10 protein-coding genes and 1 riboswitch are annotated in these 13,925 nt (G+C 69.6%); of the genes, 6 read left to right on the top strand and 4 right to left on the bottom strand.

Annotated elements, in window-relative coordinates:
• Positions 1-109: 109 nt before the first annotated feature.
• The 4 genes from ACODT5_RS44860 to ACODT5_RS44845 form a co-directional block, all read right to left on the bottom strand.
• Positions 110-1,618, bottom strand: a complete 1,509-nt coding sequence (locus ACODT5_RS44860) for a glycoside hydrolase family 3 protein (RefSeq protein ID WP_422524636.1) — start codon at positions 1,616-1,618, stop codon at positions 110-112.
• Between the two features lie 6 nt (positions 1,619-1,624).
• Entirely contained in the window at positions 1,625-2,461 is an 837-nt protein-coding gene (locus tag ACODT5_RS44855) for a carbohydrate ABC transporter permease (protein ID WP_422525245.1), read from the bottom strand.
• A gap of 47 nt (positions 2,462-2,508) precedes the next feature.
• Complete coding sequence (locus ACODT5_RS44850) at positions 2,509-3,540, bottom strand: carbohydrate ABC transporter permease (protein WP_422524635.1); 1,032 nt, start codon at positions 3,538-3,540, stop codon at positions 2,509-2,511.
• Between the two features lie 191 nt (positions 3,541-3,731).
• Positions 3,732-5,012, bottom strand: a complete 1,281-nt coding sequence (locus tag ACODT5_RS44845) for an extracellular solute-binding protein (protein ID WP_422524634.1) — start codon at positions 5,010-5,012, stop codon at positions 3,732-3,734.
• Positions 5,013-5,308: 296 nt separating this feature from the next.
• On the opposite strand from ACODT5_RS44845, the gene ACODT5_RS44840 reads away from it, so the two are divergent.
• From ACODT5_RS44840 to ACODT5_RS44815, 6 genes are all read left to right on the top strand, one after another.
• On the top strand, positions 5,309-6,073 hold the full coding sequence (locus ACODT5_RS44840) for a GntR family transcriptional regulator (RefSeq protein ID WP_243336098.1): 765 nt from the start codon (positions 5,309-5,311) through the stop codon (positions 6,071-6,073).
• Positions 6,074-6,290: 217 nt separating this feature from the next.
• On the top strand, positions 6,291-8,453 hold the full coding sequence (locus ACODT5_RS44835; RefSeq protein WP_422524633.1) for a carbon starvation CstA family protein: 2,163 nt from the start codon (positions 6,291-6,293) through the stop codon (positions 8,451-8,453).
• Positions 8,450-8,647 (top strand): CstA-like transporter-associated (seleno)protein, encoded by a 198-nt coding sequence (locus ACODT5_RS44830; RefSeq protein WP_422524632.1) that lies wholly within the window; start codon positions 8,450-8,452, stop codon positions 8,645-8,647. Before ACODT5_RS44835 ends, ACODT5_RS44830 begins: the two co-directional genes overlap by 4 nt.
• Positions 8,648-8,736: 89 nt before the next feature.
• Positions 8,737-9,234 (top strand): GNAT family N-acetyltransferase, encoded by a 498-nt coding sequence (locus tag ACODT5_RS44825; protein WP_422524631.1) that lies wholly within the window; start codon positions 8,737-8,739, stop codon positions 9,232-9,234.
• A 77-nt stretch (positions 9,235-9,311) separates the two neighbouring features.
• Positions 9,312-9,440, top strand: a riboswitch (cobalamin riboswitch).
• 160 nt (positions 9,441-9,600) lie between these two features.
• A complete protein-coding gene (locus tag ACODT5_RS44820) occupies positions 9,601-11,985 on the top strand; it encodes a ribonucleoside-diphosphate reductase subunit alpha (protein ID WP_422524630.1) in 2,385 nt (794 codons plus the stop codon).
• A complete protein-coding gene (locus ACODT5_RS44815; protein WP_422524629.1) occupies positions 11,985-13,016 on the top strand; it encodes a ribonucleotide-diphosphate reductase subunit beta in 1,032 nt (343 codons plus the stop codon). Before ACODT5_RS44820 ends, ACODT5_RS44815 begins: the two co-directional genes overlap by 1 nt.
• Positions 13,017-13,925 lie beyond the last annotated feature (909 nt).

Raw genomic sequence — 13,925 nt, 5'->3', positions numbered from 1 at the left:
CGGGGCTGGAGAAATCCAGCCCCGCCCGGGGGCCCCTCCCAGCGGTAGCTGGGGGAGCTTGAGGCGCGGGGTCCGGGGCGGAGCCCCGGCAGCCGGGCCGCAGGAGCAGCTACACCCCGGCGATGATCTCGGCGGCAGCCCTGCCGCAGACCCGGGCCGCCCCGTGCGTCGCGATGTGCAGCGCACCCCGCGGCTCGGCCCGCGGCAGGCCCATCTCGACCACGATCGTCTCCGGCCGCGCCGCGACGAGCGCGTCCAGGGCCTCGGTCATCCAGGCGTGCCGGTGCGCGTCGCGGACCACCGCGACGACGGTGCGGTTCCCCGCGGCGGCCAGGACGTCGTCGGCCGTCGACCCCTCCGGGTACACGCCCGCCTCGGTGCCCGGGATCAGCGCGGACACTTCCCCGGCCACCCCCCACGGGGTCTCGTCGCCGACCGCGAAGTTCGCCACCGGGGTGAGCGTGGCGATGTACGGGGCGTTCACCGGGGAGGCCGCCTTGGGCGAACCCGTGACGGCCACCGCGCGGCGGGCCGCCGCCAGTCCGATGCCGGGCGCGCTGCTCCCCTCCGGCCGCGCGCCCTGACGGACCTGACGGGTCCACTCGGCCAGCGACCGGACCCGGGCGGCGGCCTCGGCGAGCCGCTCCTCCGGGAGCGCGCCCTCGCGGACGGCCGCGACGAGCGCGTCGCGCAGGCGGAGCACGGTGCCCTCGTCGGCGAGCCCGCCGCCGACGCAGATGGCGTCGGCGCCGGCCGCGATGGCCAGCACCGATCCGCGCTCGATGCCGTACGTCCCGGCGATGGCCTTCATCTCCATGCCGTCGGTGACGATGAGGCCCTCGTAGCCGAGCTCCTTGCGCAGCAGACCGGTCAGGATCTGCGGGCTGAGGGTGGCCGGGCGGGTCGGGTCCAGGGCGGGCACCAGGATGTGGGCGCTCATGACGGCCTTGGTGCCGGCCTCGATGGCGGCCCGGAACGGTACGAGTTCCCGCGCGGCCAGGGTCTCGAGGTCCACGTCGATGCGCGGCAGCGCGTGGTGCGAGTCGACGTTGGTGTCGCCGTGGCCCGGGAAGTGCTTGGTGCAGGCGGCGACGCCGGCGGCCTGGAGGCCCTCGACGTACGCGGCGGTGTGCCGGGCGGCGAGGTGGGTGTCGGCGCCGAAGGACCGTACGCCGATGACCGGGTTGTCCGGGTTGGAGTTCACGTCCGCGGACGGGGCCCAGTTGAGGTTGACCCCGCACTCGGCGAGCCTGCGGCCCAGCTCGCGGGCGACGTCGCGGGTCAGGTCCACGTCGTCCACGGCGCCGAGGGCCAGGTTGCCGGGGAAGGAGGAGCCGCCCCGGACCTCCAGGCGGGTGACGTCACCGCCCTCCTCGTCGATGGCGACGAGGACGTCGTCCCGCTCCCTGCGCAGCTGCGCGGTCAGCGCGGCGAGCTGCTCGGGCGAGGTGATGTTGCGGCCGAAGAGGCCGACGGCGGTGAGGCCTTCGGCGACCTGGCGGAGCAGCCAGGCGGGGGCCGTGGTGCCCTCGAAGCCGGGCTGGAGGACCGCCAGGGCATCCCGGGTCAGGCCGTCATTTGAATCAGGCGCAGTTGTGCGGTGCGCAAGGACAGTCATGGGCCGTTATCCCTTCACGGCGCCGGCGGTCATGCCGCCGACGGCCTTGCGCTGGAGGAAGACGAAGATGAGCAGCACCGGGACCGCGAAGAGCGAGGAAGCGGCCATGGTGGCGCCCCAGTCGTTGCCGAAGGCCGTCTGGAACTGGGTCAGCCACAGCGGCAGGGTCTGCGCGGTCTTCTCCTTGTGCAGGATCAGGACCATCGCGAACTCGTTCCAGGCCGTGATGAAGCCGAAGAGCGAGGTGGACATCAGGCCGGGGGCCAGCAGCGGGAAGATCACCTTGCGGAAGGCCTGGCCGCGGGTGCAGCCGTCGATCTGGGCGGCTTCCTCCAGGGTCACCGGGACCGCGGCGATGAAGCCGCGCAGGGTCCAGATGGTGAAGGGGAGGACCATCACGAAGTAGATCGCGGTCAGCACGCCGAGGTTGTTCAGCATCTCGGCGTCGCGGACGATCATGTACATCGCGATGACCATGACCTCCCAGGGCGCCATCTGGGCCAGCATCACGGCGAGCACGAGGCCCTTGCGGCCCTTGAACTTCATCCGGGCGATGGCGAAGCTCGCGGCGAGGGCGACGAGCAGGGCCAGCGCGACGGCTCCGACGGTGACGATCAGGCTGTTCGTGACGTAGGTCCAGAACAGGTCGACGCCGGTGGCCTTGGTGAAGTTGTCCAGGGTCGGGGTGAAGATGAAGACGGGGTCCTTGGAGAGGATCTCGCTGGACGGCTTGAGCGCCGAGGAGAACATCCAGTAGACGGGGAAGATGAAGAGGAGGGCCAGGAGCAGGGCGCCGATGTTCTTGGCGATCGCACCGGGACGGACCGGCCTGCGGTTGCGCACCTGTGCGGGCCTCGCGGACGGTGCGGGCTTCGGGGCGGTGGTGGTGGTCACTGCTCCTCCTCCTGCTTCAGGATCAGACGGAAGTAGAAGGACATGACGATCACGAGCATCAGGATCGTCAGGACGGAGATCGCCGCGGCCAGGCCGTAGTGGAACTGGCTCTGGCCTTCCACGTAGGCGAAGACGGGCAGGATCTCGGAGCCGCGGTCGGGGCCGCCGGCCTTCATCGCGTACACCTGGGTGAAGGCCTTGAAGACCCAGATCACCTCGAGGAACGTGGTGACGAGGAAGAACGACTTCAGGTTCGGGAAGACGACCTTCCAGAAGGTCTGCCAGCCGTTGGCGCCGTCCATCCGGGCCGCCTCGTACAGCTCGCCGCTGACGGTGGTCAGACCGGCGTACATGTTGAGGGCGACGAAGGGGATCGAGCCCCAGACCACCAGGACCGTCACGATCATGAGGGTGGCGAAGCCGGTCTCGAACCAGTTGTGCTGGTCGTAGCCGGAGAAGCCGAGCGTGCGCATCAGCCAGTTCATGACGCCGAACTGCTCGTCGAACAGCCACTGGAAGACGGTCACGGAGGCGACGATCGGCATGGCCCAGGCCATCACCAGCGCCATCGACAGGACCAGGCGCATCCATGTGCCGAGCTTGTTCAGCAGGATGCCGATGAGGCTGCCGATGATCATGATCAGCGCGACGTTGGCCGCGGTGAACGCGAAGCTTCGGGCCACCACGGTCCAGAACTGCGAGTCGCCCAGCAGCTGGGTGTAGTTGTCCAGGCCGGTGAACGGCGACTTCCGCTGGATGAACTCGATCTTGTCGACCTTCTGGAACGACAGGATGATGTTCTTGATCAGCGGATACAGCAGCAGGCCCGCCATGCTGAGCACGGCCGGCCCGACCAGGAGGTAGGGCCACCACCCTGCAGGGAGCGACTTTCTGCTCTTTCCGCTCCCGCGAGGAGACGTGGACGTTTCCTTGGCACCGGCGGGCGGCGGCGTCTCGGCCACCCCTGCGGACTTCTGTGGTGCGTCCTGTGGAGCGGAGGTCGCCGCTCCCTGGGAGTGCACGGTCATGTCTGGCTTCCTCGCGGTTGACTGTGGCGGCCCGCACCCGCTTCCCCGCTCGGAGCAGGCGGCGCTTACTTCTGTCAATGCGCGACCGGGGGTGCGGCGGACGCTCAGGGCGCCCGCCGCACCCCCCGGTGCGATCACTACTGGTACTGCGGGTACTGCGGGTACTGCGGTACTTCAGGTGGTGCCGGGTGCTACTTGTTGATGCGGTTCGCGATCTCCGCGTCGGCGTCCGCGCCGGCCTTGGCCGGGTCGGTGCCGTTCAGGACCTTGGTCATGAAGTCCTTGACCGGGTTCGGCTCGGTCTCGACGTTCGCCCAGCCCGCGGTCACCGGGGTGATCTTGCCGTTGGCGCCGGCCTTGGCCATGGCCTCGGCGAAGGAGCCCGCCGGCGGGGCGAAGTTCGCGCCCACCTGGTTCGGGAGCAGCGCGCCCTTGGTCTCGGCGGCGTACTTGGTCATCTGGTCCTTGCCTGCGGCGAGGGCCAGCCACTCCTTGGCGAGCTCCTTGTTCTTGGAGCGCTCGGCGATCGCCAGGTTCGAGCCGCCGAGGAACACGGTGCCCGTCTTGTCGGCGGTCTTGCCGGGGATCGGGAAGTAACCGAAGTCGGCTTCCTTGCCCGCGTCCTTCAGCGCCTTCTCCGCGCCGCCGGCCTCCCAGCCGAGACCGATCCAGGACGAGACGCCGCCCTTGGGAACGATGTCGGTGGACTGCTGCGGGGTCGCCTCGTCCTTGTCCTTCGGGGCGGTGGAGAAGGACTGGAGCTTCTTGTAGAACTCCATCGCGGAAGCGGCCTGGGGGGTGGCGAGGCCACCCTTCCACTTGGCGCCGTCCTTGGTGGCGAGGTCGCCGCCCTCGTCCCAGATGAAGCCCGCGAGGACGTACCAGCTCTGACCGGGCAGGTAGATCGGCTGCGACTTCGGGTCGGCCGCCTTCAGCTTCTCCAGACCGGCGACCCACTCGTCGCGGGTGGTCGGCGGGGTGACGCCGGCCTTCGCGTAGGCCTTCTTGTCGTAGATGACGACACGGTTGGCCGCGTACCACGGAGCCGAGTAGAGCTTGCCGTCCATCTCGGCCGAAGCCAGCATGCCCGCCGCCCAGGCGTCCGCGCCGAGCTTCGCCTTGTCCTTCGTCAGCTCGGCGAGGCCACCGGTGACCGCGTAACCCGCGGTCTGGGTGTTGCCGAGCTCCAGGACGTCCGGCGGGGTGTCCTCGGAGAGGGCCGTCGTGACCTTCTCCTGGATGCCCTTCCACTGCTGCGTCTCGACCTTGACCGTGACGCCGGGGTGCTTGGCCGAGAACTCGGCGTTGACCGCGTCGATCCAGGTCTTCGGCGCGGAGCCGTCCATCACCCAGACGGTGATCTCCTTGGGGCCCGCGTCGGCCTTGGCCTTGTCGTCGCCGCCGTTACCGCACGCCGCGAGTCCGGCCATCATGCCCACGACACTGACCGCCACGATGAGCTTGCGCTTCACGCCACCCTCCTCAGGGATGCTGCCTGCAACTTCCCTTGCCCGCCGCGGTGACTCAAAAAGCACCAAGTACTGCCCGTGGGGCCGGGATCCGATCCATATTGGTGTAGACCAGTAGCTGGAGCTTGGCCTAGACCTTTAGGGGTGTCAAGGGTCTAATGAGCGGGTGATCGGTCCGTTATCGGACCGACACCTGGGGGAGGGAGGAGGCCTGCCCTCCCTCCCGTGTCACGATGTGACCGCACATATCGGAGGAGCCGGTGACGGCAACGAAACTGGAGTCGGGAAGGCGGGCGGCGATGGCCACCGAAGGGGCGATCACGGAGCCGGACAGCGGGGCGGCCACCCGCACGGCACGCGTGCCCAAGTACTACCGGCTCAAGCGCCACTTGCTCGATATGACCGAAACCCTTCCACCGGGTACACCAGTGCCGCCCGAGCGCACGCTGGCGGCCGAGTTCGACACCTCCCGCACCACGGTGCGGCAGGCCCTCCAGGAGCTCGTCGTCGAGGGCCGGCTGGAACGGATCCAGGGCAAGGGGACCTTCGTCGCCAAGCCGAAGGTCTCCCAGCCGCTCCAACTCTCCTCGTACACAGAGGACATGAGGGCCCAGGGACTGGAACCCACCTCCCAGCTCCTGGACATCGGCTACGTGACGGCCGACGACACCCTCGCCGGTCTCCTCAAGATCGCCACCGGTGGCCGGGTCCTGCGCATCGAACGCCTCCGCCTGGCCAGCGGAGAGCCGATGGCCATCGAGACCACGCACCTGTCGGCCAAGCGCTTCCCCGCGCTGCGCCGTTCGCTGGTCAAGTACACCTCCCTCTACACCGCCCTCGCCGAGGTGTACGACGTGCGCCTCGCCGAAGCGGAGGAGACCATCGAGACCTCGCTGGCCACCCCGCGGGAGGCCGGACTGCTCGGCACCGACGTCGGACTGCCGATGCTGCTGCTTTCCCGCCATTCGCTGGACACCGACGGAGAGCCCGTCGAGTGGGTGCGTTCCGTATACCGCGGCGATCGTTACAAGTTCGTCGCCCGACTCCAGCGCCCCGCCGTCTGATTTCGTAGTTGACTCTCGTTCCGCTATGCGGACGGGGGGTTACGTCCAGCGGGCGGCCCCCCGTAGATTCCCTGCGCCACAACGCAGATGATCAACGAGGGGACGACGGATCATGACGGAACCAGGACCGGAAGCAACACAGCCAGAAGAAGCACGGTCTGTACGGGACGCGGCGAGTCCGGGCACCACGCCGGGCTCGCCTTCTCCATCGGGGGCCATGTCCCCCAAGTCCGTGGCCGTGTGGGTGCTCGTCGGGCTCGTGGGGGCCATCGGCTGGGGCGTGCTGGCGCTCTCGCGCGGCGAGGAGATCTCGGCCGCCTGGCTGCTCGCCGCGGCCCTGGGTTCGTACGCGATCGGCTACCGCTTCTACGCGCGCTTCATCGCGAACCGCGTCCTGAAGGTGGACAAGACCCGCGCCACCCCCGCCGAACGCCTTGACAACGGTGTCGACTTCCACCCGACCGACCGGCGGGTGCTTTTCGGCCACCACTTCGCCGCCATCGCCGGCGCCGGACCGCTCGTCGGTCCCGTACTCGCCTCACAGATGGGCTACCTGCCCGGCACTATCTGGATCGTCGTCGGCGTGATCTTCGCGGGCGCCGTCCAGGACATGGTCACGCTCTTCTTCTCCACCCGTCGCAACGGCCGTTCGCTCGGCCAGATGGCCCGGGACGAGATCGGCCCGGTCGGCGGCGCCGCCGCACTGGTCGGCGTCTTCGCCATCATGATCATCCTGCTGGCCGTGCTGGCCCTGGTCATCGTCAACGCGCTGGCGCACTCCCCGTGGGGCGTCTTCTCCATCGGCATGACCATCCCGATCGCCCTCTTCATGGGCTTCTACCTGCGCGTCCTGCGCCCGGGCAAGGTCACCGAGGTCTCCGCCGTCGGTGTCGCGCTCCTGCTGCTCGCCATCGTCGCGGGCGGCTGGGTCGCCGAGTCCTCGCTGGCGGACACCTTCACCCTGGAGAAGGAGACGCTGGTCATCTGGATGGTCGCCTACGGCTTCGTGGCGTCCGTCCTGCCGGTGTGGATGCTGCTCGCCCCGCGCGACTACCTCTCCACCTTCATGAAGGTGGGCACCATCGGGCTGCTGGCCGTGGGCGTGGTCATCGCCATGCCGACGCTGAAGATGCCGGCGGTCACCGAGTTCGCCTCGCGCGGCGACGGCCCGGTCTTCGCCGGCTCGATGTTCCCCTTCGTCTTCATCACCATCGCCTGCGGAGCCCTCTCCGGCTTCCACTCCCTGGTCTCCTCGGGCACCACCCCGAAGATGATCCAGAAGGAGACCCAGGTCCGGGTCATCGGCTACGGCGCCATGCTGACCGAGTCCTTCGTCGCGATCATGGCGATCATCGCGGCCTGCATCATCGACCCCGGCCTCTACTTCGCCATCAACTCCCCCGGCGGCGTGGTCGGCGCCACCGTCGAGACGGCCTCGCAGGCCGTGACGAACTTCGGCTTCGCCATCTCCCCCGAGGCCCTCGCGCAGGCCGCGAAGGACGTGGAGGAGACCAGCCTGCTGTCCCGTACGGGCGGCGCGCCGACCTTCGCACTCGGAATGTCGGAGATCTTCTCGGCCGTCATCGGCGGCACCGCGATGAAGGCGTTCTGGTACCACTTCGCGATCATGTTCGAGGCCCTGTTCATCCTGACCACGGTCGACGCGGGCACCCGCGTGGGCCGGTTCATGCTCCAGGACACCCTCGGCAACGTGCACAAGTCCTTCAAGGACGTCAGCTGGAAGCCGGGCGTCTGGTTCGCCAGCGCGGTGGTCGTCGGCGGCTGGGGCTACTTCCTCTGGGTCGGCGTCAAGGACCCGCTGGGCGGCATCAACCAGCTCTTCCCGCTGTTCGGCATCGCGAACCAGCTCCTCGCAGCGGTCGCCCTGTCCGTCTGCACCACCCTGCTGATCAAGTCCGGCCGGCTCAAGTGGGCCTGGGTGACGGGCGTTCCGCTGGCCTGGGACCTGGCCGTCACGCTCACCGCCAGCTACCAGAAGATCTTCTCCGACAACCCGAAGATCGGCTTCTTCGCGCAGCGGGACGTCTACCAGGACGGCATCGACGCGGGCAAGGTCCTCAAGCCCGCCAAGAACATGGACGAGATGCACACCGTGGTCACCAACGCCACGGTGGACGGCGTCCTGTCGGTCTTCTTCGCCCTGCTGATCATCGTCGTGCTCGTGGACGCGGCCCGGACCTGCTTCAAGGCCATCCGCAAGCCCGAGTCGGTCACCCTGGTCGAGTTCCCGTGGACCGAGTCCAAGATCGTCGCCCCGGCCGGGCTCATCCCGACCGCCGAGGAGCGCGCGGAGCTCGCCGCGGCCGGCCTCGACTCGGGCGGGGGCCGCGTACAGGACCCGGTGCGGGAACCGGCGTGACCCGCCTGCGCCACCTGCTGGGCCGGGCCCGGTACTTCGTGAGGGAGTTCTCGGGCGAGGCGGCCTACGACCGCTACGTCGCCCACGCCCGTACGCACGACCCCGACGCCGAGGTCCAGTCGCGCCGGGCCTTCGAGCGGGCCCGTACGGACGCCCGCGAGGGAGATCCGCGCGAAGGGTTCCGCTGCTGCTGAACCCGTAGGACCCCAGGGGCCGCCGCGTCCGCCGTCCACCCGACGGAACGCGGCGGCCCCCCGCCTTGCCCTGGCGCACACTCGGAGCCATGGACATCATCATCAGGACGGCGACGGCCGCCGAATACGAAGAGCTCGGCGAGATCACCGCACGGGCCTACCTCGACGACGGACTCCTGGACTTCTCCGAGGACGACCCCTACCTGAGCCGGCTGCGCGATGTCGCCGGCCGCGCCCCCGACGCCGAAGTGATCGTCGCCGCGTACGAGCACACGCTGCTCGGCGGTGTGACCTTCGCCCCTCCCGGCAGCCCGCTGTGCGACATCGCGGGCCCCGGCGAGGCGGAGTTCCGGATGCTGGCCGTCTCCCCGGCGGCGCGCGGACGCGGCGCGGGCGAGGCCCTCGTACGGGCCTGCGTGAGCCGCGCCCGGGAGCTGGAGGGCGTGAGCCACCTGGTGCTGTCGACCACGGAGAAGATGCTCGGGGCACACCGGATCTACGACCGGCTGGGCTTCGTACGGACGCCGGATCGGGACTGGTACCCGGTTCCCGGCCTCCCCCTGCTCACCTACCGCCTGGAGCTGTAGTCGCGGACCGTCGCCCGGACCGTCTCGCGGAGCGACACAACATGTGGGGGCCAACGCAAGGACCGGCCCCCACATGTATGCTCGTGCTCGCTGTCGCCGCAGGGGAATCCGGTGAGAATCCGGAACTGTCCCGCAACGGTATGAAATGCACCGACCTGTTCGGTGCATCCGCAAGTCCGAGGACCTGTCGACAGTGCGCCCGGCTCGACCGAACCGGGTGCAGACACGTCCGGGCCTCGCGGTTGGGCCGGTGGACGCCACGTGGCGCACGCGCACTGCCCTGCCAGGCACGCGCTCCCCCACGTGCGCCCCCTCGCGCCCCGCACCAACGGTGTTCCCGGAGCCGAGCGAGGGAGAGCTCCCCCCGTGACCATCGCGCCTTCCGCACCGCGCGCCGAGTCCGACCCGTCCGCCTATGAGGGTCCGGGGGCCGCGCTCCTGCGCACGCTCACCGAGCTGACCGCCGACCTGCCCGACACCGACCCCGGCAAGGTCGCCGCCGCCGCGCTGCGCGGCCGCAGCGCCGCCGCCGACGAGGCGGAGCTCCGTACGCTCGCCACCGAGGGGGCCGCCGGGCTGATCTCCGAGGACCCGGCGTACTCCCGCCTCGCCGCCCGCCTGCTGACGCTGGCCGTGCGCGACGAGGCCGCCGGCCAGGGCGCCACCACCTTCTCCGGCTCCGTGGAGGTGGGCCACCGCGAGGGGCTCATCGCCGACCGCACCGCCGACTTCGTACGCCTGCACGCGAAGCGGCTCGACGCGCTGGTCGAGCACGCGCTCGCCGAGGGCGCCGACGACCGCTTCGGCTTCTTCGGCCTGCGCACCCTGCACAGCCGCTACCTGCTGCGGCACCCGATCACCCGCCAGGTCATCGAGACCCCGCAGTTCTTCATGCTGCGCGTGGCCTGCGGCCTCGCCGAAAACGAGAGCGTCCAGGCCGTCGAGGAAGTGGCCTCGCTCTACCGGCTGATGAGCCGCCTCGACTACCTGCCCTCCTCCCCCACCCTCTTCAACTCCGGCACCCGGCACCCGCAGATGTCCTCCTGCTACCTGCTGGACTCCCCGCTGGACGAGCTCGACTCGATCTACGACCGCTACCACCAGATCGCGCGCCTCTCCAAGCACGCCGGCGGCATCGGCCTCTCGTACTCCCGCATCCGCGCCCGCGGTTCGCTGATCCGCGGCACGAACGGCCACTCCAACGGCATCGTGCCGTTCCTGAAGACCCTCGACGCCTCCGTCGCCGCCGTGAACCAGGGCGGCCGCCGCAAGGGCGCCGCCGCCGTCTACCTGGAGACCTGGCACGCGGACATCGAGGAGTTCCTGGAGCTCCGCGACAACACCGGCGAGGACCAGCGCCGCACGCACAACCTGAACCTGGCCCACTGGGTGCCGGACGAGTTCATGCGCCGCGTGAACGCCGACGCCGACTGGTCGCTGTTCTCCCCGGCCGACGTCCCCGAGCTGGTCGACCTGTGGGGCGACGCGTTCGACGCCGCCTACCGCAAGGCCGAGGAGTCGGGCCTGGCCCGCAAGTCCATGCCCGCCCGCGACCTGTACGGCCGGATGATGCGCACCCTCGCGCAGACCGGCCAGGGCTGGATGACCTTCAAGGACGCCTCCAACCGCACGGCGAACCAGACCGCCGAGCCGGGCACCGTCGTCCACTCCTCGAACCTCTGCACCGAGATCATCGAGGTCACCAACGACGGCGAGACGGCCGTCTGCAACCTGGGCTCGGTCAACCTCGGCGCGTTCGTCGTGGACGGGGAGATCGACTGGGAGCGCCTGGACGAGACCGTCCGCACCGCGGTCACCTTCCTCGACCGCGTCGTCGACATCAACTTCTACCCGACCGAGCAGGCCGGCCGCTCCAACGCCCGCTGGCGCCCGGTGGGCCTGGGCGCCATGGGCCTCCAGGACGTCTTCTTCCAGCTGAAGCTGCCCTTCGACTCCCCCGAGGCGAAGGCCCTGTCCACGAAGCTCTCCGAGCGCATCATGCTCGCGGCGTACGAGGCCTCGTGCGACCTGGCCGAGCGCAGCGGCCCGCTCCCCGCGTGGGAGCAGACCCGCACGGCCCGCGGCGTCCTGCACCCCGACCACTACGAGGTCGAGCTGAACTGGCCCGAGCGCTGGGACGCGCTGCGCGCCCGGGTCGCGAAGACCGGCATGCGCAACTCCCTGCTCCTCGCGATCGCCCCGACGGCGACCATCGCCTCCATCGCGGGCGTGTACGAGTGCATCGAGCCGCAGGTCTCCAACCTCTTCAAGCGCGAGACCCTGAGCGGGGAGTTCCTCCAGGTCAACGGCTACCTGGTGCAGGAGCTCAAGCGGCTCGGCGTCTGGGACGCCCAGACCCGCGAGGCGCTGCGCGAGTCCTCCGGCTCGGTCCAGGGCTTCGGCTGGATCCCGGCGGAGGTGCGCGACCTGTACCGCACGGCGTGGGAGATCCCGCAGCGCGGCCTCATCGACATGGCCGCCGCGCGCACCCCCTTCCTGGACCAGTCGCAGTCGCTGAACCTGTTCCTGGAGACGCCCACCATCGGCAAGCTCAGCTCGATGTACGCGTACGCCTGGAAGCAGGGCCTGAAGACCACGTACTACCTGCGGTCCCGCCCCGCGACGAAGATCGCCCGCGCCGCCTCCGGCAGCACGGTCCCGGCGGCCGCCACCCCGCTCCCGCAGGCCGTCGACGCCGACGCGCTGGCCTGCTCCCTTGAAAACCCCGAGTCCTGCGAGGCCTGCCAGTAATGAGCTCCAACCCCACCAAAAACCTCCTGGACCCGGGCTTCGAGCTCACGCTCCGCCCCATGCGCTACCCGGACTTCTACGAGCGCTACCGGGACGCGATCAAGAACACCTGGACCGTCGAGGAGGTCGACCTCCACTCGGACGTCGCGGACCTCGCGAAGCTGACGCCTTCCGAGCAGCACATGATCGGCCGCCTGGTCGCGTTCTTCGCGACGGGCGACTCGATCGTCTCGAACAACCTGGTCCTCACCCTGTACAAGCACATCAACTCCCCGGAGGCGCGCCTGTACCTGTCGCGCCAGCTCTTCGAGGAGGCCGTGCACGTCCAGTTCTATCTGACGCTGCTCGACACCTACCTGCCCGATCCGGACGACCGCGCGGCCGCCTTCGACGCGGTCGAGGAGATCCCGTCGATCCGCGAGAAGGCGCAGTTCTGCTTCCGCTGGATGGCTGCACTCGATGGAGAGGGGGTCGAGAAGATCGACCGCCTGGAAACGGCCGCCGACCGCCGCCGCTTCCTGCTGAACCTGATCTGCTTCGCCGCGTGCATCGAGGGCCTGTTCTTCTACGGGGCGTTCGCGTACGTGTACTGGTTCCGCTCGCGCGGCCTGCTGCACGGCCTGGCTACGGGCACCAACTGGGTGTTCCGGGACGAGAGCGCCCACATGAGCTTCGCCTTCGAGGTGATCGACACCGTCCGCAAGGAGGAGCCGGAGCTCTTCGACGACGCGCTCCAGCAGCAGGTCACCGACATGCTCAGGGAGGCCGTCGAGGCCGAGCTGCAGTTCGGCCACGACCTGTGCGGCGACGGCCTGCCGGGCATGAACACCGAGTCGATGCGCGAGTACCTGGAGTGCGTCGCGGACCAGCGCCTGGTCCGCCTCGGCTTCCCGCCGGTCTACGGCTCGCAGAACCCGTTCTCCTTCATGGAGCTCCAGGGCGTCCAGGAGCTGACGAACTTCTTCGAGCGCCGCCCGTCGGCCTACCAGGTCGCGGTCGAGGGCACGGTCGACCTGGACGAGGACTTCTAAGACTTGATCCGTAAGGCACCAGAGGGTGAGCTGCGAGTTGCAGCCGGGGCGGTGTCCGGGCTTTCCGGCGTGGTCACGCACGGGGCGTGGCTCATCCGGGGTTGCTCGGGACCGCCGTCCGGCGGTTCGGGGAGCAGAGGTTCCACGTTGACGTGGAACTGCCACGCGACCAGCACCCCGAGGGGTGTTCTGGCACGGTGTGGTTGACTCCCGCAGGGCTTCTTCCAGCCCTTCGGAGAAGATGATCTGCGCGTGTCGGGACGCGGTGATGTCCAGGTACGCGGTCTTGGGGTCGTCCACATCGGCGAAGCGGACGAAGGAGGCCAGGGCAGCGGACACCATGTCGCGCTTGCCGACCAGGCCGCACGCGATGCACTTGTGTTCCCGGTCCCGCAGCGACTTGTTGACCCGCTCCCCGCACAGACAGTGCTGAGACAGCGCGGTGGACCATGTGGAGGCCCGTACGAGACGGCCGCCCGCCGCCTGGCATTCGCGCTCAAGGGCTGCTACGAGCAGGCCGGGTGTGGTCTGGGACAGACGTTTGCCCCACAGCCGGTACCAGGTGCGGATGTCGCAGTCCTCCACCACTAGTGTGGGGCCGTGGACGGCGATGATCTCGCGAGCAACGGCGCGGGCGCGGTGGCTGCGGTGTTCGGCGGCGGAGGCAGCGGCTTCGGCCTGGTGGGCGCGCAGCTTCCGGTAACCGCCTGAGATCCGGTCTTGGCGGAACGCCTGCTTGGGCACACCATCCGAGCGTGCGGCGCGGCCACCGCCGGGCACGGTGACAGCCTTGGGCTCCAGGCCCTTGGCCTCGCGCTGCTCCGCACGTCGGGCCTGCTTCTTCGACAGGCCGTACTGCCCGGTGTTCGCCGCCCGGCGGGAACGCTCCAGCGCCCGCGCACGACCGCG

It is taken from the genome of Streptomyces tatrensis (genome assembly GCF_049310065.1).
Taxonomy (GTDB): Bacteria; Actinomycetota; Actinomycetes; order Streptomycetales; family Streptomycetaceae; genus Streptomyces.
This window is presented reverse-complemented; position numbering and strand designations above follow the sequence as displayed.

Coding starts and splice junctions, on each gene's coding strand:
- ACODT5_RS44815 (WP_422524629.1), top strand. CDS start 11,985: ATGAGCTCCAACCCCACCAAAAACCTCCTGGACCCGGGCTTCGAGCTC.
- ACODT5_RS44835 (WP_422524633.1), top strand. CDS start 6,291: ATGTCCCCCAAGTCCGTGGCCGTGTGGGTGCTCGTCGGGCTCGTGGGG.
- ACODT5_RS44850 (WP_422524635.1), bottom strand. CDS start 3,540: ATGACCGTGCACTCCCAGGGAGCGGCGACCTCCGCTCCACAGGACGCA.
- ACODT5_RS44860 (WP_422524636.1), bottom strand. CDS start 1,618: ATGACTGTCCTTGCGCACCGCACAACTGCGCCTGATTCAAATGACGGC.
- ACODT5_RS44825 (WP_422524631.1), top strand. CDS start 8,737: ATGGACATCATCATCAGGACGGCGACGGCCGCCGAATACGAAGAGCTC.
- ACODT5_RS44840 (WP_243336098.1), top strand. CDS start 5,309: ATGGCCACCGAAGGGGCGATCACGGAGCCGGACAGCGGGGCGGCCACC.